Annotated in this window: 12 protein-coding genes and 1 pseudogene; 8 read left to right on the top strand and 5 right to left on the bottom strand. The window is 68.5% G+C overall.

Going from position 1 to position 21,553, the window contains the following annotated elements:
• Positions 1-13 precede the first annotated feature (13 nt).
• Positions 14-2,380, top strand: coding sequence for a sulfatase-like hydrolase/transferase (locus OXG83_15820; protein MCY3966498.1), 2,367 nt, complete (start codon positions 14-16; stop codon positions 2,378-2,380).
• On the top strand, positions 2,377-4,179 hold the full coding sequence (locus tag OXG83_15815; protein ID MCY3966497.1) for a CRTAC1 family protein: 1,803 nt from the start codon (positions 2,377-2,379) through the stop codon (positions 4,177-4,179). Before OXG83_15820 ends, OXG83_15815 begins: the two co-directional genes overlap by 4 nt.
• A gap of 2 nt (positions 4,180-4,181) precedes the next feature.
• Here OXG83_15815 and OXG83_15810 read toward each other — a convergent pair whose 3' ends face one another.
• On the bottom strand, positions 4,182-6,014 hold the full coding sequence (locus tag OXG83_15810; protein MCY3966496.1) for a tetratricopeptide repeat protein: 1,833 nt from the start codon (positions 6,012-6,014) through the stop codon (positions 4,182-4,184).
• A gap of 61 nt (positions 6,015-6,075) precedes the next feature.
• On the opposite strand from OXG83_15810, the gene OXG83_15805 reads away from it, so the two are divergent.
• From OXG83_15805 to OXG83_15780, 6 genes and pseudogenes are all read left to right on the top strand, one after another.
• Entirely contained in the window at positions 6,076-9,009 is a 2,934-nt protein-coding gene (locus tag OXG83_15805; GenBank protein MCY3966495.1) for a hypothetical protein, read from the top strand.
• On the top strand, positions 9,003-10,562 hold the full coding sequence (locus tag OXG83_15800; protein ID MCY3966494.1) for a hypothetical protein: 1,560 nt from the start codon (positions 9,003-9,005) through the stop codon (positions 10,560-10,562). The genes OXG83_15805 and OXG83_15800 overlap by 7 nt, the downstream gene beginning before the upstream one ends.
• A 14-nt stretch (positions 10,563-10,576) precedes the next feature.
• Positions 10,577-12,271 (top strand): DUF885 family protein, encoded by a 1,695-nt coding sequence (locus tag OXG83_15795; GenBank protein ID MCY3966493.1) that lies wholly within the window; start codon positions 10,577-10,579, stop codon positions 12,269-12,271.
• 16 nt (positions 12,272-12,287) lie between these two features.
• Positions 12,288-13,334 (top strand): aldo/keto reductase, encoded by a 1,047-nt coding sequence (locus tag OXG83_15790; protein MCY3966492.1) that lies wholly within the window; start codon positions 12,288-12,290, stop codon positions 13,332-13,334.
• 127 nt (positions 13,335-13,461) lie between these two features.
• Complete coding sequence (locus OXG83_15785) at positions 13,462-14,940, top strand: sulfatase-like hydrolase/transferase (GenBank protein MCY3966491.1); 1,479 nt, start codon at positions 13,462-13,464, stop codon at positions 14,938-14,940.
• A 1,853-nt stretch (positions 14,941-16,793) separates the two neighbouring features.
• A pseudogene (locus OXG83_15780) lies at positions 16,794-16,898 on the top strand (hypothetical protein).
• A gap of 221 nt (positions 16,899-17,119) precedes the next feature.
• Here the strand turns inward: OXG83_15780 and OXG83_15775 are convergent.
• From OXG83_15775 to OXG83_15760, 4 genes are read right to left on the bottom strand one after another with little or no spacing between them, the layout of a single operon-like run.
• On the bottom strand, positions 17,120-17,719 hold the full coding sequence (locus tag OXG83_15775; protein ID MCY3966490.1) for an HD domain-containing protein: 600 nt from the start codon (positions 17,717-17,719) through the stop codon (positions 17,120-17,122).
• A 31-nt stretch (positions 17,720-17,750) separates the two neighbouring features.
• Positions 17,751-19,031: a hypothetical protein gene (locus OXG83_15770; protein MCY3966489.1), complete on the bottom strand. Its 1,281-nt coding sequence runs from the start codon at positions 19,029-19,031 to the stop codon at positions 17,751-17,753.
• A gap of 9 nt (positions 19,032-19,040) precedes the next feature.
• Positions 19,041-20,291, bottom strand: coding sequence for a hypothetical protein (locus OXG83_15765; protein MCY3966488.1), 1,251 nt, complete (start codon positions 20,289-20,291; stop codon positions 19,041-19,043).
• A gap of 9 nt (positions 20,292-20,300) precedes the next feature.
• Positions 20,301-21,551 carry a hypothetical protein gene (locus OXG83_15760; GenBank protein MCY3966487.1) on the bottom strand — a complete coding sequence of 417 codons (1,251 nt, stop codon included), beginning with the start codon at positions 21,549-21,551 and terminating at the stop codon, positions 20,301-20,303.
• Positions 21,552-21,553: the final 2 nt, after the last annotated feature.

Raw genomic sequence — 21,553 nt, 5'->3', positions numbered from 1 at the left:
GCGCGCCTCGCGAGTGAAGCGCGCGGGGCGGTGGATCGGGCTTGCTGTGGCCCTGGCCGTTGCCGGCGTTGTGGTGGTCGGTGTGGCGGTCCGCCTACTGTCCGGCGGTGAGGTCACTGCGCCGTCGGGGCATGTGCTGGGTCGGCTTCCGGCCGGGGTCGGGCCCGGTGACCTGAGTCTTCTGCTCATCACGCTGGACACGACCCGGGCGGACCGGATCGGGGCTTACGGGTTCGCCGGCATCGAGACGCCGCACATGGACCGGCTGGCGGCGGAGGGTGTGCTGTTCGAGCAGGCGGAGGCGGTGGCGCCGCTGACTCTGCCGGCGCACGCGTCGATCTTCACCGGACAGTTCCCGCCGGCTCACGGAGTCCGGGACAACGGCGCCTTCTACCTGGGCGACGAGCACGTCGTCCTGGCCGAGATCCTGCGCGACGAGGGGCTGCGCACCGGCGGTTTCGTGGGGGCGTTCGTGCTCGACGCGAAGTGGGGGATCGCCCAGGGCTTCGACCACTACTTCGACGACTTCGAACTGAGCGACACCGTGCGGCTGGCGCTGAACGAGATCGAACGGCCGGCGGGCGAGGTCACGGACGCGGCGCTGGCGTGGCTCGACGAGGCCCCGGACGCGCGCTTCTTCTCCTGGGTCCACTTCTACGATCCGCACTCGCCCTACGAACCGCCGGAACCGTTCGCCGAGCGGTACCGGAACCGTCCATACGTCGGCGAGATCGCCTACGTCGACTCGCAGGTCGGCCGGTTGCTGGACTGGCTCGACCAGAACGGGCGCGCCGACGACACCGTCGTCATCGTGATCGGAGACCACGGCGAGAGTCTCGGCGAGCACGGCGAATCCGGCCACGGCTTCTTCGTCTACGAGGGGGCGACGCGGGTTCCCTTCATCCTTCGCGCGCCCTACGACACGATGCGGGGCCGCAGGATCGGCGACGTGGTCCGGGCGGTCGATGTCTCCCCGACCGTCCTCGACCTGCTGGCGGTCGACGCGGGCCAGGCGGAGCGGGATTCCTCCTTCGAAGGCGCAAGCATCGTCCGGCTCCTGACGGGGGCCTCAGGGCCGCGCCTGCCGGCCTACGCGGAAGCCGTCTATCCGCGCTATCACTACGGCTGGAGCGACCTCGCCGCGCTGCGGGTCGAGAACATGAAGTACGTCGCCGCGCCCCGGCCCGAGTTGTACGACCTGGCGGTCGACCCGGACGAGCGGAACAACCTGTACTCCGCGCGGCCCGACGAGGCGGACCGGATGGCCTCCATGCTCCAGTCCCTCGAGTCGAGATGGGCCGACGTGGCGCGGCCGGCGGCGATCGAGGAGATCGACCCGGAAACCCGGGCGCGGCTCGCCGCCCTCGGCTATCTGGCCAGTTTCGGCGGCAGTACCGACGACAACGTGGACCGGGCCCTGCTCGCCGACCCCAAGGACCGGATCCACCTCTTCAACCTGATGCGCGACGCGCGCGAGGCTTCGCTCAAGGGAAACCGGCCGGCGGCCGTCGAAGCCCTCGAACGGGTGCTGAACGAGGACCCGTTGGTGATCGACGCCTGGGTCCGTCTGGGCGATGAGCAAATGCGCGGCGACGACACCGGCGCCGCGATCGAGAGCTACCGGAGAGCCATCGAACTGAAGCCCGACTACGCCCACGCTGTGATCAACCTCGCCAACGCCTACCGGCGAGAGGGCGCCGAGGAGGAGGCGATCCTCGGCTACCGGGAGTTCCTGCGGCTCGATCCCCGCAACGCGATCATCCACTACGAACTGGCGCGCATGCTCGTGGACTTCGGCGACCTGGAGGGCGCCGAGGAGCACCTCAGGGAGGCCGCCGATCTGTCGCCGGAGATGGGCGCCGCGGTCGTCAGTCAGGGCGCCGTGGCTCTCCTCCGATCCGACCTGGTCAACGCGGAGCGGCTCTTCGAGGAGGCCCTGACCGTTCAGGAGGACGTTCGCCTGGCCCACTTCAACCTCGCCCTGCTCGCCGAGCAGCGCGGCGACCCGCGCGCCGCGGTCGACTTCTACCGCCGCGAACTCGACTACCACCCGCAGAGCTACCGGGTCCAGTTCAACCTCGGCAGGCTGCTCGACAGCCTGGGCGACCGTTATGGCGCGGCCGAAGCCCTGGAGCAATCGATCGAGATCAACCCGGGGTTCGCCGTCGGCCACTTCTTCCTCGCCAAGTCCCTCGTCGACCGCAATGAACAGCTCGACCGCGCGATCGAACTCGCCCGCACCGGCCTCGATCTCGACCCGGCCTCGGACATGGCGCCCATGGGCCACTACCTGCTCGCCGACATCTACGCCCGCCTCGGCCAGGCGGAAGAGGCGCAACGGGAACTCGCTTCCGCCCGCGCACTGGAACGCCAGGGTTGACTAACCACTGGGTGCGCCGGCCTCCTGGCCGGCATCAGGCGCAACGCCGCAAAGCGGCGAGCGCGCGCCTTGCCCTCACCCTGGTCTTTCTCACCGCCTGCGTCCCACCAACCAGCACCGACCCCGCCTCCACCACCCAACACCCGATCTTCATCGACGCCGCCCCCGCCTCCAACCTCGACTTCGTCTACTTCAACGGCATGTCCGGCGAGCACTACTTCAACGAGATCATGGGCGGCGGCGCCGCCCTGTTCGACTTCGACAACGACGGCGATCCGGACCTGTACCTCGCCCAGGGCGGAATGCCGAGCCCCGATCTCTCCCCCGACGACGCCCTCTTCCCGCCGCCTCCCGGCACGCCGCTCACGGACCGCCTGTACCGCAACGATCTGGAACCCGGCGCCACCGGCGCCAGCCTCCGTTTCACCGACGTCACCGACGCGAGCAGAATCGAGGCCGCCGGCTACGGCATGGGCGTCGCGACGGGCGACTTCGACAACGACGGCTGGACGGACCTCTACGTCACGAACTTCGGCTCCAACCAGTTCCTGCGAAACCGCGGCGACGGCACGTTCGACGACGTCACGGCCGCCTCGGGCGCCGACGATCCGCGCTGGTCCGTCGCCGCCACGTTCTTCGACTTCGACCGCGACGGCTGGCTGGACCTCTACGTCGGCAACTACGTCGACTACTCGCTGGAGGGCCACTCGCCGTGCCCACTCCCGAGCGGCGTCATGACCTACTGCGCCCCCGGCGCCTACCGGCCGGCGGCCGACAGCCTGTTCCGCAACCGCCGCGACGGCACCTTCGAGGACGTGTCGACTCCCTCGGGAATCGGCACCGAGCCCGGTTCGGGCCTCGGCGCCGTCGCCGCCGACTTCAACGGCGACCGCTGGATCGACCTCTACGTGGCGAACGACCTGATGTGGAACCGGCTGTGGATCAACCGGGGCGACGGCACCTTCGCCGACAACGCCCTGCTGGCCGGAGTCGCCGTCAACAGCGAAGGCCAGCCCGAGGCCGGCATGGGCGTCGACGCCGGGGACTTCAACGGCGACGGCCAACCCGACATCGTCCTCAGCCACCTGGAACAGGAGACGAACACCCTCTACGTCAACGGCGGCGCCGGACTGTTCCGGGACCAGTCGGCGTCGTCCCAACTCGGCCCGCCGAGCCTGCCGTTCACCGCCTTCGGCATCGGCTGGATCGATTACGACAACGACTCCTGGCTCGACCTGCTCGTCGTCAACGGCGCCGTGATCGGCATCGACGCGCAGATCCGGGAAGGCGATCCCTACCCGCTGCGGCAGACCGACCAGCTCTTCCGCAACCTCGGCGACGGCAGCTTCGCGGAAGTCACTGCCGAGGCCGGCGCGGTCTTCGAGTCGTCCGAAGTCAGCCGCGCCGCCGCCTTCGGCGACGTCGACAACGACGGCGACCTGGACGTCGTCGTCGTCAACAGCAACGCGCCGACCCGTCTGCTCCTAAACCAGGTCGGCCAGAACCGCCCCTGGCTCGGCTTGCGGCTCGTAGCCCACAACCGCGACGCGCTGGGCGCCCAGGTTCTGATCCACCGGCAGGGCGCAACACCCATCTGGCGCCACGTCCACACCGACGGCAGCTACGCCTCGGCCCGCGATCCCCGGCTGCTGATCGGCCTCGGTGAGGCAAATGCAGTCAGCCACGTCGAGGTCCGCTGGCCCGACGGCACGGCGGAACGCTGGGCAGACCTGCAAGTCGGGGAGTACCAAACGCTGGTTCAGGGCGAGGGGGATGCGCTGGGCTTGGGGTCTCCTTAGGATCAATACGGCGGAAACGCGTCCGCCGCGCGGGCGCAACACGCTTCGCTCCGCTCGTACCGCTCCAGGTTGCGGGAGAGCCGTCGCTCCTCGCCCGTCCTGCCCTGCCGGCGAGCCTCCTCGACGAGAGTGCGCTGGATGCTGACCGCCTCTTCGAAGCTGCCCGCTTCGGCGAGCGCCATGGCGGCGGTTTCGGCCGTGGACGCCGAGTTGTCGGCCTCCATCAGTGCGCCAGCGAGGGCGACGGCCCGTGGACCGTCGCGAAGCGATGGGTCCGGGGCACCGGCCAGCAGTCTCGCCAGCGAGTGAGCGGCCCGGCCGTCCGTCGACTCGACGCGCAGCCGCGCTTGGAGCACCGCCCTCGCATCACCGAAACGTCCGAGCCCCATCAGCACGGTCGCCTCGCGCAGCCAGGCGAGGCCGTCGGCGGGCGCGATCTCCCGGACCCGCGTGTAGTGCGGCAGCGCTTCTTCTAGACGGCCGGTGCGCACGAGGGCCTCAGCGAAGCCGAAGTGGATCTGCGGCGTCCTGTCACCCTCGGGCACCAGGCGCACGGCCTCGCGAAGTTCCACAACGGCCAGTTCGAAATTGCCCGTCTGCGCCAGCACGGCGCCGAGTCCAAGCCGCGCATCGCCGTTCGTAGCGTCACTCTCAAGCACTTGGCGGTAGGTCGCCTCCGCCTCGTCGAGCCGCCCCAACCGGATCTGGACGTTGCCGAGGGTCAGCAGAGCCTCCACCAGCCCCGGTTCGAGTTCAACCGCCCGGCCAAGGTGCTCCAGCGCGCGGTCGTTTCGCCCCAGTTCACTCAGGAGCACGCCGAGGTCCGAGTGGGCCTCGGCATTCTCGGGCTCCAACCGGACCGCGACGCCGAAGTGCTCCAGGGCCGCTTCCGCGTCGCCCCGGCGGATCAGTAGCGTCGCCAGGCTCTGGTGCGCGCGCACACTCGTGGCGTCGGCCGCCACCGCCTGCCGGTACGCGGATTCCGCCTCGGCCAGCCGACCCTCGCGGGCGGCGGAATGGCCTCGGTCGAGGTGGGGCAAGGCACCGATCGCGAGTGTCGTCAACTCGTGCATCAGCGGATCGGCCATGGCGACGCGGTTCGGCCCGCTCCGCGCCAGCGCTTCTTCGGCCCGCTCGAACTCGCCCAACTCGCGGTAGGCCTGGCCGAGGTGGTAGTGGAGGACGGAAGCTCTCGGCTGGAGTGTCAAGGCTCGCCGGAATTGCTCGATGGCCTCGGCGTATGCGCCTCTCTGCTCGGCGACCCGGCCCAACCCGTAGGCCACGGCGGCCGAGTCGTCCACCGCCGCTGCCCGGATGTAGAGCAGTTCGGCCTCTTCGATCCGGCCCTGTTCGACTTCCAGGTCGGCGAGCCGGACGAGGGCCGGCGCGTCGTCCGGTCGGAGATCGAGCGCGTGACGGAAGGCCGTAGAGGCCGCCTCGACATCGCCACTACCCGCCGCGAGGACGCCCAGGTAGTAAGCCCAGTCGAATGACTCCGGCGCCAGAGTGTGCGCCTCGGCGTAGCAGGCTCGCGCCGCCTCGAGCAAGCGGTGAGCCTGGTAGAGCCGGCCCAGGTTGCCCAAGGCCTGCGCCTGTTCGGCGGTGCCCGCGTCGGCGCTGGCGAGCAGCGCGTCGAGTGCACCGCGCCGGGCCTCCAGCTCTCGGGCCAGGGGCGGTTCCAGCTCCGAGAGGGCCGGGTGCGGGATCGCGGCTTCGGCCGCGGGCGCTGGCGCCTCGTCGCCACCGGGGGAGCAGGCGACGAAGACCGCGGAAAGGAGGAGGACGACTCCGATCGCCCCTTGGGGCACGCCCGGTGCCCGGGCCCCGCTGCTCATCAATCGATCCTAGCGGTCAGTGGTCCGATTGCCTCGTGTATCGTGACCTCGGCTTCATCGAATGCAGGCACCACGCTCCGCCGAGATCGTCCGGTTCGTGCCGCTCATCTGTGTCATCGCAATGGCGGCACCTGGCGTCGGGGTGCAGGCTCAGGCATCTGCCGCCTCGCTTTCCCCGCCAGTTGTCCCCGGGTACGAGCACCTCAGGCTGGCCGGCGCCACGGACGAAGCCGCGCTGGGCGAGATCCTCCTGGGCGAACTGAACTGCCTGTCCTGCCATGAGGCGACGGAGGCCACAGTAAGGCGGATCGCCACGAGAACCGCGCCGGATCTGGACCGGATCGGTGAACGCGCCACAGACCGCTGGCTCGCCGACTATCTGACCGAACCGCACGAACAGAAACCGGGCTCGACGATGCCCGAGATGCTCCACTCCCTGGAACCCGACGAACGGCAACGAGTCACAAGGACGCTCGTCGGCTACCTCGCTTTCCGCGGGGCGGAGGCCGGGCCGGAAGACCAGAACGCCGCCCGCAGCGACTTCACCGCCGGCTTCCCGGTTCATCGCTTCCGCTCCACGGTCGAACGCGGGCGCCGACTCTTCCACTCGGTCGGCTGTGTCGCCTGCCCCGCACCCGAAGGCGGCGCAGGCGAACCGGCCATCCCTTCCGTCCCCCTGGCCGACCTGAGCGCGAAGACATCAGTGGGAGCGCTGACGGAGTTTCTGCTCGACCCGCGCGGCGCGCGGCCGAGCGGACGCATGCCGCCGCTTCATCTCGCGCGGGACGAGGCCGAGGACATCGCGGTCTACCTGCTCCGCAGCCAGACGCCCCTTGTGGTCGAGCGCCGCCGCGGCTTCGAGTTCGAGTACTTCCTCGACCCGGAGCAGGACGAGGACGTGGCCGGTTTCTTCGACCGACCGGCACCGAACCTCGACCGGGCGGAGCCGGCGGCCGTGGGCCAGATCGCCACCCTTTCGCTCAACCTGCCGGCGAAGATGAACTACGGCAACCACGCGATCCGCTACAGCGGCCTCCTGACCCTGCCCGCGGACGGGAGCTACACCTTCACGCTGAGCGCCGACCGGCGGTCCGGTTCCACGCTGAGGATCGGAGACGAGGTCGTCGCTTCGAAGCCTCAGTTCAGCGCGCGGGCAACGGCCGTCGAACTCGATCTGAATGGCGGGGATCACCCGGTCGAGGTGGCGTACTTCATCCGAGGCAGCATCGAAGAGCCGTTCGTCGAAGTCCGCGTCGCCGGAGGCGCGTTGCAGGCGGAGACGTCGCTCGATGATCTGACGAGCTACGAGAACGTCCGCCTGCGACCTGTCGGCGCGCCGCCGGCCGCACGCGACTGGTACGAGGAGGAGGGCAGCGCGCTCTTCGCCCGCTTCGGATGCGCCTCATGCCACGACTCACCGGGCGTCGATCCGGAACGTGGCCGGTCGTACTCCGTGTCGCGCGAGCGGGCTCCCGATCTGAGCCTGCTCGATCCGGACTCCGTCTTCGCCGAGCCCGGCATGCACACCGGCGCGACGTCGCCGCGCTACCGACTCGCCGATCACCAGAAACGCGCGATCCAGGCGGCGCTTGCAAGCCTCGATGGATCCCCGGCACAACGAGACGCCGAGGACGAGATCGTCCATGCGATGGCGAGCTTCAACTGCTACGCCTGCCACCAGCGACGGGCCGGCGGCAAGGCGGTCGGCGGCCCTGACTCCGTGCGCGCCCAGTACTTCAAGGTCGTGGACAACCAGGACCTCGGCGAGGAGGGGCGGCTGCCGCCTCCGCTCGACGGCGTCGGCGGAAAGCTGAAGCCACGGACGCTGCACTCGATCCTGACCGACGACGAACTCCACGTCCGCCGCGACTTCATGGAGGTCAGGATGCCCCGCTTCCCGGCTGACGCCGCTGAGCGGCTCGCCACGGCGCTGGAGGCCCTCGACGCCTCGCCCGAAGACATGGACGAAGCGCCTTTCTCCGTCGCCGCCGCGAACGACGGCATGGAGCTCCTCGGCACCGGCGGCATGAGCTGCGTCACTTGCCACGACATCCACGCCAACCGGGCGCCGGGAATCTCGACGATCGACCTGGCGACCGCCTGGGATCGCCTGCGGCCGGGCTGGGTCGACCGGTTCCTGCGGGATCCTGCCGCGACCCGCCCAGGCACTCGGATGCCCGGCTACTGGCCCGAAGGCGCCACCAACTTCCCGCAGCTCGGCAACGGCACGGTCGACGGCCAGATCGGAGCGATCTGGAGTTTCCTGTCGCTCGGCACGTCGATGCCAACGCCCGAAGGGATGGATGCCGGGTCCGACATGGTCCTGGTGCCCGAGGACCGTCCGCTCGTCTTCCGCACCCACATGATCGACGTCGGTCCGCGGTCGATCGCGATCGGCTATCCCGAAAACGTCCACGTTGCCTTCGACGCGAATACCGTCCGCCTGGCCAAGATCTGGCGCGGCGGCTTCTTCGACGCGAAGGGCACCTGGCAGGGCAGGGCAGGCCAGTTCTTCGGTCCCTACGGCACGGACGTGCTGAACCTGCCACCGGGCCCGGCGCTGGCAATCCTCGACGACATCGACACCCCGTGGCCCAACCCCGGCCGCGGCGACCGTAATGTTGGCGGACGCTTCCTCGGCTACCGGCTCGACGAACAGGGTCACCCCGTTCTGCGCTACCGGGTGGGGGACATCCTGGTCGAGGAAACGCCGACGCCACTGCATGCGGGGGGCGGCACGGACCTGATCCGCCGCTTCCGGCTTGCCGCCGGCACCGCTCCCGACCCCCTCTTTCTTCTGCTGGCCGAAGGGGAAGAGATCGCATCGACGGCGGATCGGAAGTGGCGAGTTGACGACACGCTCGACGTGGCCGTCACATCGACCGCCGATCTCGAACCGATCGTCCGCGATTCCCAGGACGTCCGCCAGCTCCTGCAACGGATCGAACTCGAACCGGGCGAGACGCTCGCACTGGACGTGACGCTGTCATGGTGAGCTGCCGTCCAACCCTCGCGGTCGCGCTCGTCGCGTTCCTGCTGCCCCTGCCGCTGTTCGCTCAGGAACCGCCTGACGAGGAGCTACGGGAACTGACGGACAAGGAGCTGCTGGCCCGCCAGCAGGCGGACGTCGGCCCCCGGATCGCCGCCGAGGAGCCCTACTACCGGGTGCTCACCATGCCGCTCAACGAAGGCATGTCGATGGAAGTCGGCGGGCTGCTCCAGCTCTCCGACGGCCGCATCATGGCGGCGACGCGGCGCGGTGAGATCTTCATCGTCGAGAACGCCTTCAGCGATCCGCCGGCGCCGTTCTTCAAGCAGTACGCCTTCGGCCTCGGGCAGCCGCTCGGCCTGCTGGAGTACGGCGGCTGGATCTACGCCGCCCAGCGCGGCGAGCTGACGCGCCTCCGGGACATCGACGGCGATGACCGCGCCGACGTCTTCGAGACGGTGACCGACGCCTGGGAGACCAGCGGCGACTACCACGAGTACGTCTTCGGACCGCGGCCGACGCCTGACGGCAAGCTCTGGGTGACCATGAACATCCCGTTCGGCGACCAGCCCTACGGTCACGCCCCCTGGCGCGGCTGGGCGGCCCGCATCGATCCCGCGACCGGCGACACCGAGTTCGTGGCCGCCGGTCTGCGCTCACCCGCCGGCATCGAAGTCAGCCCCTGGGGCGAGGTCTTCTACACCGACAACCAGGGCGAGTGGAACAACGCCTCCAAGCTCTCGCTGATCCAGGTCGGGGACTTCCACGGCCATCCGCACGGCATGGCCTCCACCCACCATCCCGACTCGCAGGTCGAGCCGCCGCCGGAAGGCCAGCCGGAAGGCGGGACCTACATGAAGGACCTGCACGAGCTGATTCCGAACTACCGCATGCCCTCCGTCTGGTTCCCCTACGTGAAGATGGGGCAGTCCCCCTCCGGTCTCCGGTGGGACACGACCAGCGGCAAGTTCGGGCCCTTCGAAGGTCAGGTCTTCGTCGGCGACCAGCACCACGCGATGGTCATGCGCGTCTTCCTGGAGAAGGTCGGCGGCCACTGGCAGGGCGCCGCCTTCAACTTCCGGCGCGGCCTCGACAGCGGCGTGATCCGCCTGGCGTTCGCCGACGACGGTTCGCTCTTCGCCGGCCTGTCGGACCGCGGCTGGGGCGGCGTCGGCCCCGAACCTCACGGACTTCAGCGGATCGTCTGGACAGGGGCGGTGCCGTTCGAAGTCCACGAGATGCGGGCTCGGCCCGACGGCTTCGAACTCACCTTCACCCGGGCCGTCGATCCGGCGACGGCCGGCGACCCCGCGTCCTACCGCATGGAGAGCTACACCTACCGTCTTAGCGAGAACTACGGCGGCCCGGAGGACGACAAGCTGGTGGTCGCCGTCCGGTCCGCCCGGTTCGCTCCGGACGGCTTGAGCGTCCGCCTGGGGGTCGAGCCGTTGCGGGCCGGCTACGTCCACGAACTGCACCTCGATGGAGTCCGCAGCGGCGACGGCGAACCGCTGCTTCACCCGGAGGCTTACTACACCCTCGTCAACATCCCCGATTGAAAGGAGCACACCTCATGTGGCAGATCAAGTTCCGCCTCGCTCCCCTGACCATCCTGCTTGCGCTGGCGATCGCCTGCGCTCCGACGCCGCCAGCCACTGAAGAGGCCGCACCCGGCACCCACGACGACCTGCTCGTGCTCTTCGAGGACTTCCGCGTCTTCCAGGAACCGGAGATCGTGGACGGTGTGCCGGACTACACCACCGAGGCGATGGCTCGCCAGCGTGACGGCCTCGAGGACTACAAGAGGCGGCTCCACGCGATCGACATCTCGGAATGGACCGTCTCCGAGCAGATCGACCATCACCTGGTCCGGGCCGAGATGAACGGGCTCGACTTCCACCACCGGGTGACCCGGCCCTGGTCGCGCGACCCGGCCTTCTACCTCATGTCCCAGGGCGGCGCCGGGCCGGCGATGTCGGGCTTCCGGTCGCTGTTCCGGTTCGAACCGCCGTTCGACGAAGAGGAGCTCGCCGAGTACAGGACGACCCTGCAGGCGGTGCCGAAGGTCTACGAGCAGGCGAAGTCCAACCTGACCGAGGCGGTGCCCGATCTCGGCGGGATCGCGATCTGGGCCGCTCCGCGGGAGGCGCGCATCTACGAAGGGATCGCTGAGGACCTCGCCGAACATCATCCGGAACTCGTCGCCGACGCCGAGGCCGCCCGCGATGCGGTGCTCGCTTTCGGCGGCTGGGTCGAGGAGAACAAACCGTCCTGGAGCGGCGCCGCCGGCATCGGCAAGGAGAACTACGACTGGTGGCTCCGCAACGTCCACCTCTCGCCCTACGGCTGGGAGGAGAGCCGGATGATCGTCGAGCAGGAATACAACCGGCTCGTCACCTTCCTGGCCCTGGAGGAGCACCGCAACCGCGACCTGCCGCCGTTCGACATCGCCGACACCCCGCAGAAGTACGCCGACAACCTGCACGAGGCGCTGCGCTACGTCGTCGACTTCCTGCGCGACGGCGAAGTCATGACCGTTCCGGACTGGGTCGACCCGCACGACTACAGCGATCCCGAAGAGCCGCCGGAGCCGTTGCCCTCCGATACGAGCATCGACCACAAGGCGCGCGAGCGCGAGATCCTGCCCGGTGAGACCCACGAGTACGTCGGCCACATGCTCGACGACCAGCGGCGCCAGCGCGACGACCGGCCAATCCGCGGCGCCGACCGCCGCTTCAACATGGAGTGGATGCGGATGGAGGGCTGGGCGGTCGCCCTCGAGGAACTCACGATGCAGGCCGGCGTGCTCGACGAACGGCCCCGCCGCGGCCGCGAGGTCGAGTACCTGATGAACATCTCCCACATGAGCCTGGCGCTGCCCGACCTCGCGATGCACGCGAACCTGATCACCTTCGACGAGTCGCGGGCGCTCTGCGCCGCGCTGATGTCCAAGGGCTGGTCCCAGGAAGACGAGCGCATGGTCTGGTACGAGATGGAGTCCAACCTGCGCTTCCCCGGCTTCCACACCGGAGTCGTCGTCGGCAAGGCCCACTTCATGAAGCTCTTCCGCGAGCGCGCGATGCAGCTCGGCGACGAGTTCGTGCTCCGCGACTTCATCGACGAGTTCCTGGCCGGCGGCATCATCCCGATCTCGCTGATCCGCTGGGAGATGACCGGCTACGACGACGAGATCCGGTTCCTCCTGGGCGAGGACGACGTGCCGAACCGCGTCTTCGATCCGGCCCTGCAGCTCGCGGACCGCATGTAGGTAGGCTGCTCGTCCAATGGAGTACCGCACCCTCGGCCGCACCGGTCTGAAGGTCTCGCCGCTCGGCCTCGGCACGAGCAACTTCGGTGACGTGACGCCGGAGGACGAGGCGCGGCGGATCATCGAGCGGACTCTCGACGCCGGCGTCAACCTGATCGATCTCGGGCACATCTACGGCGACGGCCTCGCCGAGCGCATCGTCGGCAGCGTGCTCAAGGAGACCGGCCGCCGCCACGAGGTCGTGATCTCGACCAAGATCTACCCGGGCGAGTTCGATGATGAAACGGGGCTAGCGCGCGTAGAGCACGTTCCCGGGCAGAATCCGAACGAGCAGGGGCTGTCCCGGGCCGGCATCCTGAACGCCTGCGACGCGGCGCTACGCCGGCTGCAGACGGACCACATCGACCTCTACCAGACTCACCGGCCGGACTTCGGCATCCCGATCGACGAGACGCTGCGCGCGTTCGACGACCTGGTGCGCGCCGGCAAGGTGCGGTACATCGGTTGCTCGACCTACCCCGCCTGGGGCGTGATGGAAGCACTCATGGTGAGCGAACTGAAGGGCTACGTCCGCTTCGCGTCCGAGCAGGCGCCCTACAACCTGCTCGACCGGCGGATCGAGAACGAGCTGATCCCGCTATGCCAGAGGCACGGCCTCGGCATCCTGGCGTGGGCGCCGCTTGGGATGGGGGTGCTCGCCGGCCGGTACTCGGATGCGGCGAACTACCCGGAAGGCTCGCGCGCCGACGTGCTCGGCAAGTACTACGCCCGCCGGGTCACGGAACGCGCGGTCCGCGTCGGCGTCGAGTTCGCCGGCCTCGCGGCCGAAGCCGGCATCACGCCGGCCCAGCTCGCCATCCTCTGGTGCAAGGACCGGCCGGGCATCACGGCACCGCTGATCGGCCCGCGCCGGTTCGAGCACCTCGGCGAGCTCGTCGCGGTCCAGGAGATGACGCTCGATCCGGAGATCGCCGCCGCCTGCGACGCCCTGGTGCCGCCCGGCAGCGCCGTGTCCGACTTCCACAACACGTCGGGCTGGATGAAGACGCGGCTCACCTGGTAGCTACGTCGCGGACCCTGGCTGCGCCGCGAAGCGGCGACCAACCTGTCACCCTCCAACCCGGCTGCTAACGTAGTACGAACATCCAACACAGATCGACGAAGCCGTCCGAGTCGGCAAGGAGTTGCCCATGACCTCTCGCAACCACCTTCTCTCCCGACGCGAGGTTCTCGTCTCCGGCGCCGCGGCGACCGCGGCCGCCCTCACCGGCTGCGGCGACGCGCAGATTCCGGGGCCACGCGCGATCAGGCGGCCGAACATCCTGCTGTTGGTTTCGGACCAGCACCGGTTCGACTGGATGGGACGGAACCCGGACATTCCGGTGCCGACCCCGCACCTGGACGCCCTGGCGACACGCGGCGCCGACTTCACGCGGGCGGTCGTGCCGGCGCCGGTGTGCGGACCGTCGCGGTCCTGCCTGGCGTCCGGCATGGAGTACGAGAACTGCACGGTCGAACGGAACCGCGACGTGTACAACGCGGCGCTCCGGCCGACCTTCTACAAGCACCTGCACGACAGCGGCTACCACACGATGGCGTGCGGGAAGATCGACCTGCACAAGGGTCCCGCCGGCCGGCGCCCCGACGGCAAGCTGCACATGGAGGAGTGGGGCTTCTCCGACATGTTGATCACCGGCAGCAAGGGCGGCGGCGACAGCGAGCCCTACGGGTTCTGGCTCGATTCGCTCGACCCGCCGCTCAAGGACATCCACAACGCGGACATAGAGGAGCGGCAGGAGCCCCGGCACGTCAACTGGTGGGGGATGACGGACCCGACGCCGATCGGCGACCACGCCTACAAGGACAACTACACGGCCCGCACCGGGATGGAACTCCTCGACGGCGTCCCGGACGGCAGCCCCTGGTTCCTGATCGTGAACTTCAACGGGCCGCACCCGCCGATGGACATCACCGAGCGGATGGAGCGCGAGTATCGCGGGCCCGACCGGGTGATCGAGGACTTCCCGCAGCCGCACAACTACCACGGCATCTCACGGGGTGGCCAGCTCCTCGCGCCGCCGTCCCCGTTCACGCCCGAGCACCACGTCCGCATTCGCCAGAACTACGCGGCGATGATCGAGAACATCGACCGCTGGATCGGGCTCTACGAGGAGCGGCTGGAGGAGCGCGGCGAGCTGGACGACACGATCGTCGTCTACACCAGCGACCATGGCGAGATGCTGGGAGACCACGACTACTGGGGCAAGGGCGCTCCGCAGGAGGCTTCGTGGAGGATTCCCCTGGTCATGGCAGGGCCGGGCATCGCGGCCGGCATCCGCAGCGACGCACTCGTCTCCCTGATGGACCTCGCCGCGACCAGCCTCGACTGCGCCGAGGTCGGCGTTCCCGGGGAGATGCAGAGCCGCTCGCTGCGGCCGCTGCTAGACACGGGCCGAGGAGAGCACCGCGAGCACGTCCGCTCCGCCCTCAAGACGGGCAAGGCGGTCAGCGGGCAGTTCCGCGTCGTCCAGGACCACCGCTACAAGCTGGTCGACGGCTTCCACGAGGAGCAGGAGCTGTACGACCTGGAGGCGGACCCCTGGGAGGACGAGAACATCGCGGCCGCACACCCGGACGTCGTGGCGCGGCTGGAGAAGCTGCTGGTGTGATCAGCGAATCAGGATGAGTTCCGTCTGCGGTGGCGAGAGGTACTCGATGCCGTCCTCGCCGGCCAGCGCCTCTTCGTGGGCCCACCAGAACAGGTACTGGTCCTCGCCCTCAGGGGCCGGTGAGGGCATGTAGAAGAAGTACTCGATGACGAAGTGGTGGTACGGGGCGAGCGGAATGTCCTTCGACCAGTCCGGGCCCAGGGAGCCGATCCGGGGCCCGAAGTAGGTCTCGACCGATGCGGGCCGGGCGCCCTTCGTTTGTCCGTGCGAGTCCATGGAAATGTGTGTCTTCGACGTGTCGAAGCCGGCGGCGTAGGCCGGGAAGTCGTTCTTCGGCGTCACCATGTGGAGCTGGTTGTCGCGCACGACGATGCCGGCTTCCTCGAACATCCGTTCATAGTCGCGAATGATCTCGCGCGGCGTCAGACCGGACTTGATCGTCTCCGCCAGGATCGCCTCGACGCGCAGGTACTCGGCCCAGAGATCCTGGATCTCGGGCGGCGGCTCCGTCTCGCCGTCGCGTAGCACGTAGGCGTACATGCCGATGCTCGGGTTCGTGACGATGTCGCCACCCTGGACCACCGCGTCCTCCCAGCCCTCGCTGCGGCCGCGCTGGGACTGGCCGGTTCGCATGCGGCGCATGATCGTCAGTTCAGTCTCGTCGATCCTGGTGACGCCCGGCTCGATCGCGTCCAGCGCGTCCTCGAACAGCCAGAGCTCGTCACGCCGCAGCCGCTTGAGCAGTTCGACCTCGCTCGGCACCTGGTGGTTGATGTAGTCCATCATCAGCCACTCGGACGAGATCAGCCGGCTCGCGTACCGGTCGCCGAGTTCCTCCGAGAGCAGCAGGTAGTCGGTGTGCGAGAGGCCGTCGATCTCGCCCCGGTAGGTCGGCCACGGCCCCAGCTCGTGCTTGAAGTTGACGGCGATGACGTCCGGGTCGCGCTCGGCGACGAAGTCCCTGAGCCCCTCGAAGCGGTAGTCGTACTCCGTCAACGGGCCGCCGACCGGTTCCTGGACCCGGACCGCCGGGGCGACGATGTCGTAGGCGCCGCTCTCTTCGACGTACCGGTAGTTCGTCTCGCCCCAGCCGCGCTGGGTGGCGCCCCAGCGGCGTCCGAGGATGGCCCGCTCGATCCGGTCGCCACCGCGGTCCGTGAACACGAAGACGCCGGAGGCGCTGCCCAGTTCGTCGATACCGAAGTCGTCGGCGATCGACTCCCGCATCACATGGATCCACATGTCGACGCCGCGCTCCCTCATGATCTCCGGGAGAACGAGATCGAACTTGTCGCGCCGGATCTTCCGGTTTGCCGCTTCGTAGGGAGAGCGGAATTCGTAGGGCTCGATCACGAGCGGCGCGCCCTCGTAGTTCCCGTCCGGGATGACCATCGGGATCCTGTACTCGGGATCGTTCAGGACTCCAAAGAGGACTGGCTCGCCTTCCTGCAACTTCTCGGGCGTGTTGAGGGGCCACTCGTGCCCGATCTCTTCCAGACGGCCCGGCAGGTCCTGCGCCCCGATCATCGACGTGTAGACCCAGTAGATGTACTCGGAGGCCATGCAGCCGTAGTCGCAGGTCACGTCGTCGTAGGTGTACCAGGCGCCCTCCGGGTACTCGTCCGGCGGTCCGTCGAAGGCGCCGCCGCGGGCGATGTCCATCGCGTCGGTGAGCGCGGTCCCCGGCTCCGTCCCGAACACGTCCGGGTAGGCCACGCCGTAGCCGTTGTCCGTGACCATGTGCCAGACCTCTTCGATTGCCGCGTCGAACACGCCGCGGGCCCGGGCGTCGAGTTCGGTCTCCTCATCGTAGAGGCCCTGGCCCCGGGGCGCGTTAGCCCAGTCCATGTACTCGGCTTCCTCCTGGGTCCCGGTCATCACGATCGTGCCGCCGGTGTCCAGCATCGCCTGGTGGACCTTCGGGTTGTCGATCTCGCCGTCCTCGTCGTTGTCGAGGAACTGGGCGAGGACGCCCGCCGCGTGGAGGAGCTTGTCGTCGCCGGTCGTGTTCGTGGCGTAGATCGGTACGCCGTGGACCATCACCTTCTTGACCCAGGCGATGTCGTTCGCCGGCTCGCCTGCGTCGGGCACGCTGGAGCAGGCGACGATGATCAGGCATCCCAGCAGCGCAAGAGCGGTCTTCATGGTTCGTCCTCCTGGCCGCGCCAATGCGGCGAACTCAAGGAGCCAGGAGTTCGCGCCGAACGGCGTCTTCGATCAGTTCCTCTGCGTAGCGCCAGAGTTCGGGCGCGCCGTCCTCGATGCAACCGTTGATCTCGCGCACCTGGTCGGCCCGGACGCCGTGCTCCTGCCAGGGGCCGCCGCCGTTGATGTAGTTGAGCACCATCGGCTGCAGGCGGTCCAGCGCCCTCGCGAACTTCGCCTCGGGGCTCTCCCGCGCCTCGAACTCGTCCCAGATCGCACGCAGTTCGGCGCCGCTCTCGGCCGGCAGCAGCCCGAAGATCCGCTCCGCCGCACGCTCTTCGCGCTCCTCCTGGTCCTTCAGACCGGCCTGATCGTAGACGAAGGTGTCGCCCGCGTCGATCTCGACCAGATCGTGCACGATCAGCATCTTCAGCACCTTGAGCTGATCGAGCCCGGAGGCGGCCGCGTGCTCCGACAGAACCAGCGCCATCAAGCTCACATGCCATGAGTGCTCCGCGGAGTTCTCGAGGCGCTCGTTGCCGACGATGGACGTGCGCCGCAGCACCTGCTTGAGCCGGTCGACTTCGACCAGAAAGCGCATCTGCTGCACCAGGCGTCCGTGCCGTTCCTGCATCATGCAACGGTATCCAACCCCTCACGGCTGCCTACTCTTCCGACTGGTCCAGTTGCACGACGCCGTCGCTGAACTGCAGGGACTCGACGCCGCTCAGCGTGTCTGTCCCGTCCCGGTCCGGCTGCGAGTCCGTCACCGTCGCACCGTCGCCGTCCTGGGTCACTTGGTACTCGGCCGCCGCGCCGCTGAAGACGGCGGTGTCGTCGCCGTCGCCGCCGTCCAGCGTGTCGTTGCCGCCGCCGCCCTCGAGCCGGTTCGCGCCCCCGTTGCCGGTGAGCACATTGTCGTGCGCGTTGCCGCGCAGGTCCGCGTCCCCGTCGCCGGTGAGCGCGACGTTCCGCAGATGCTGCGTCTTCATCGTGTAACGCACCTCCGGGTCGAACGTCATCGAGAAGGTGCCGCTGAAGTCGAGCGGCAGCTCCGACGTGTAGGTCAGGTGCGGCGGCACCCACTTCCGGATCAGGTCGAAGCCCAGCGGGTCCTTCTCCTCCATCAGAGCGCGGCTGCCGGCGAAGTACACGCCGAAGTGCGAATGCCCCTCGGGGACATCGCCGGGGGCGATATCCCGTCCCTCGTACAGGGTCGGGATCACGGTCCACAGGTCGTAGTAGTTGTCGTGCAGAACGCCCACGTACTCGTTCGGGTGGTTCTCCGGCTCGTCTTCCGGCCAGCCCTCCCAGCCCTTCGCCTCCGCCTCGTCGTTGGCCGTTTGCATCTCGGCGATCATGTCCGGCAACGTCGGCACGACGCCGTAGTCATGGATCAGGTGCCAGATCTCCTCGTAGGAGGCGTCGCGGGTGACGTGAGCCATGTAGTCGGCGTCGCCCGGGGCCGGACACTCGTTCGCGCGCAGGTCCTGCATGCTGAGATCGGTCGCGTCGCCCAGTCCCCCCCTCATCGCCTGGACCAGGTCGGGCTCGGTGTCGAAGAACACCATCGTCGCCTTGCGGTCCGCCATCGCGTGCGCGATGGCGCTCTTGTCGTCACCGTAGGCCGAGCCGGGGAAGTCGGCCAGCAGGTGCTCCATCACGTTCAGGCCGTGCTTGATCTGGTCGCGGGTCCAGCCGGAAGAGACCAGGAAGTGGATCCGCCTGCCGTCCGGCGTCGGAACGTAGGCGTACCTGTTGAAGTGCTCATGGAACACCTCCGGAACGTCGGCCGGCAGGTCGACGATCCCGTCGGGCGAACCCGAGGTGTCGATTTCCGGCAGCGTGACGAGTTCCCGAGGGGCGCATGAGACCGCCAGCAGCGCGAGAACCGCAATCGGAACGCATGTGCGAATCGAACTCACATAGGTCCTGGTCAGCTTCATCTGTTTCTCCTACTGTTCCAGTTGGACGGTCCCGTCGCTGAACTGCAGGGACTCCACGCCCCGCAGCCTGTCGACGCCGTCCCGGTCCGCTTGCGAGTCGGTCACCGTCGTTCCGTCCTCGCCCGTGGCGACTTCGTAGTCGGCGGCCGGTCCACTGAAGACCGCCGTGTCGCTGCCTTCGCCGCCGTCCAGCGTGTCGTTGCCGCCTCCGCCCTCCAGCACGTTCGCGCCGGCGTTGCCGGTCAGCACGTTGTCGTGAGCGTTGCCTTGCAGGTCCGCGTCGCCGTCCCCCGTCAGCGCGACGTTTCGCAGATGCTGCGTCTTCATCGTGTACCGCACGTGCGGGTCGTACGTCATCGAGAACGTGCCGCTGAAGTCCAGCGGTAGTTCCGGCGTGTAGGTCAGGTACGGCCCGACGAAGTTCGTGACCAGGGCGTAGCCCAGCGGATCCTTCTCCGGCATCGAAGCGCGGCTGCCGGCGAAGTACTCCCCAAAGTGCGAGTGGCCCTCGGGGTTCTGGCCGGGCTCGATGTCGCGGCCCTCGTACATGGTCGGCGGCACGGTCCAGAGGTCGTAGTAGTTGTCGATCAGGGCGCCCACGTACTCGTTCGGGTGGTTCTCCGGCTCGTCTTCCGGCACGCCCACCCAGCCCTTCTCCGCCGCCTCGTCGTTGGCCGTTCTCATCTCGGCGACCATGTCCGGCAGGGTCGGGACGACGCCGTAGTCGTGGATCAGGTGCCAGATCTCCTCGTAGGACGCGTCCCTGGTGACGTGGCCCATGTAGTCCGCGTCCCCGGGAGCCGGACTCTCGTTCGCCCGCAGGTCCTGCATGCTGAGGTCCGTCGCGTCGGGAAGTCCCCCGCTCATCGCCTGACGCATGTCGGGAGCGTCGTCGAAGAAGACCATCGTCGCCTTGCGGTCCGCCATCGCGGCAGCGATGCCGCTCTTGTCGTCGCCGTAGACCGACCCAGGGTAATCCGCCAGCAGATGCTCCATCACGTTCAGGCCGTGCTTGATCTGGTCGCGGGTCCAGCCCTCCGAGATCAGAAAGTGGATCCGTCTGCCGTCCGGCGTCGGGTGGTAGGCGTACCGGTTGAAGTGCTCATGGAAGATCTCCGGCACGTCGGCCGGGAGGTCGACGATGCCGTCGGGCGAAGCCGACGTGTCGATGTCCGGCAGGGTGACGAGTTCCCGAGGGGCGCATGAGACCGCCAGCAGCGCGAGAAGGGCAATCAGAACGCCTGTGCGAGTCAACTTCACCCGTCTCTCCTACTGTTCCAGTTGGACGGTCCCATCGCTGAACTGCAGCGACTCCACGCCCCGCAGCGTGTCGACGCCGTCCCGGTCCGTCTGCGAGTCGGTCACCGTCGTTCCGTCCGCGTCGGTGGTCACTTCGTAGTCGGACGCCGGGCCCGAGAAGACCGCCGTGTCACTGCCTTCGCCGCCGTCCAGCGTGTCGTTGCCGCCGCCGCCTTCTAGCTGGTTGGCGCCTGCGTTGCCGGCCAGCACATTGTCGTGCGCGTTGCCGCGCAGGTTCGCGTCGCCGTCGCCGGTCAGCGCGGCGTTCCGCAGATGCTGGGTCTTCATCGTGTACCGCACGTCCGGATCGAACGTCATCGAGAACGTACCGCTGAAGTCCAGCGGCAGCTCCGGCGTGAACGTCAGGTACGACCCGACGAAACCCGTGACCAGGGCGTAGCCGAGCGGGTCTCCCTCCGGCATGGCCGCTCGACTGCCGGCGAAGTACTGGCCGAAGTGCGAGTACCCCTCGGGAATCTCGTCCGGCTCGATGGGGCGCCCCTCGTACACGGTCGGTGGCACGGTCCAGAGGTCGTAGTAGTTGTCGATCAGGGCGCCCACGTACTCGTTCGGATGGTCGTCCGTCACCTCCCGGGGCCATGCGTACCAGCCCTTCTCCGCCGCCGTGTCGTTCGCCGTTCTCATCTCGGCGATCATCTCCGGCAGCGTTGGCTTGATCCCGTAGTCGTGGATCAGGTGCCAGATCTCCTCGTAGGCGGCGTCGCGGGTCACGTGGCCCATGTAGTCCGCGTCGCCCGGGGCCGGGCACTCGTTCGCCCGCAGGTCCTGCATGCTGAGGTCGGTCGCGTCGCGGAGTCCCTCGCTCATCGCCTGGCGCATGTCGGGTTCGGTGTCGAAGAAGACCATCGTCGCCTTGCGGTCCGCCATCGCCGCGGCGATGCCACTCTTGTCGTCGCCGTAGACCGAGCCCGGGTGGTCCGCCAGCAGGTGCTCCATCACGTTGAGGCCGTGCTTGATCTGGTCGCGGGTCCAGCCGGAAGAGACCAGGAAGTGGATCCGCCTGCCGTCCGGCGTCGGGTGGTAGGCGTACCTGTTGAAGTACTTGTGGAACACGTCCGGCACGTCGGCCGGGAGGTCGACGATGCCGTCGGGCGAACCGGAGGTGTCGATCTCCGGCAGGGTGACGAGTTCCCGCGGGGCGCAGGAGGCCAGCAGAAGGACCGCAACTGCGATCAGAGCCGCCATCCGAATCAGCCTCATCT

Source organism: Acidobacteriota bacterium, assembly GCA_026707545.1.
Taxonomy (GTDB): domain Bacteria; phylum Acidobacteriota; class Thermoanaerobaculia; order Multivoradales; family Multivoraceae; genus Multivorans.
The sequence above is the reverse complement of the archived record's forward strand: the minus strand, read 5'-3'. Positions and strand labels throughout refer to the sequence as shown.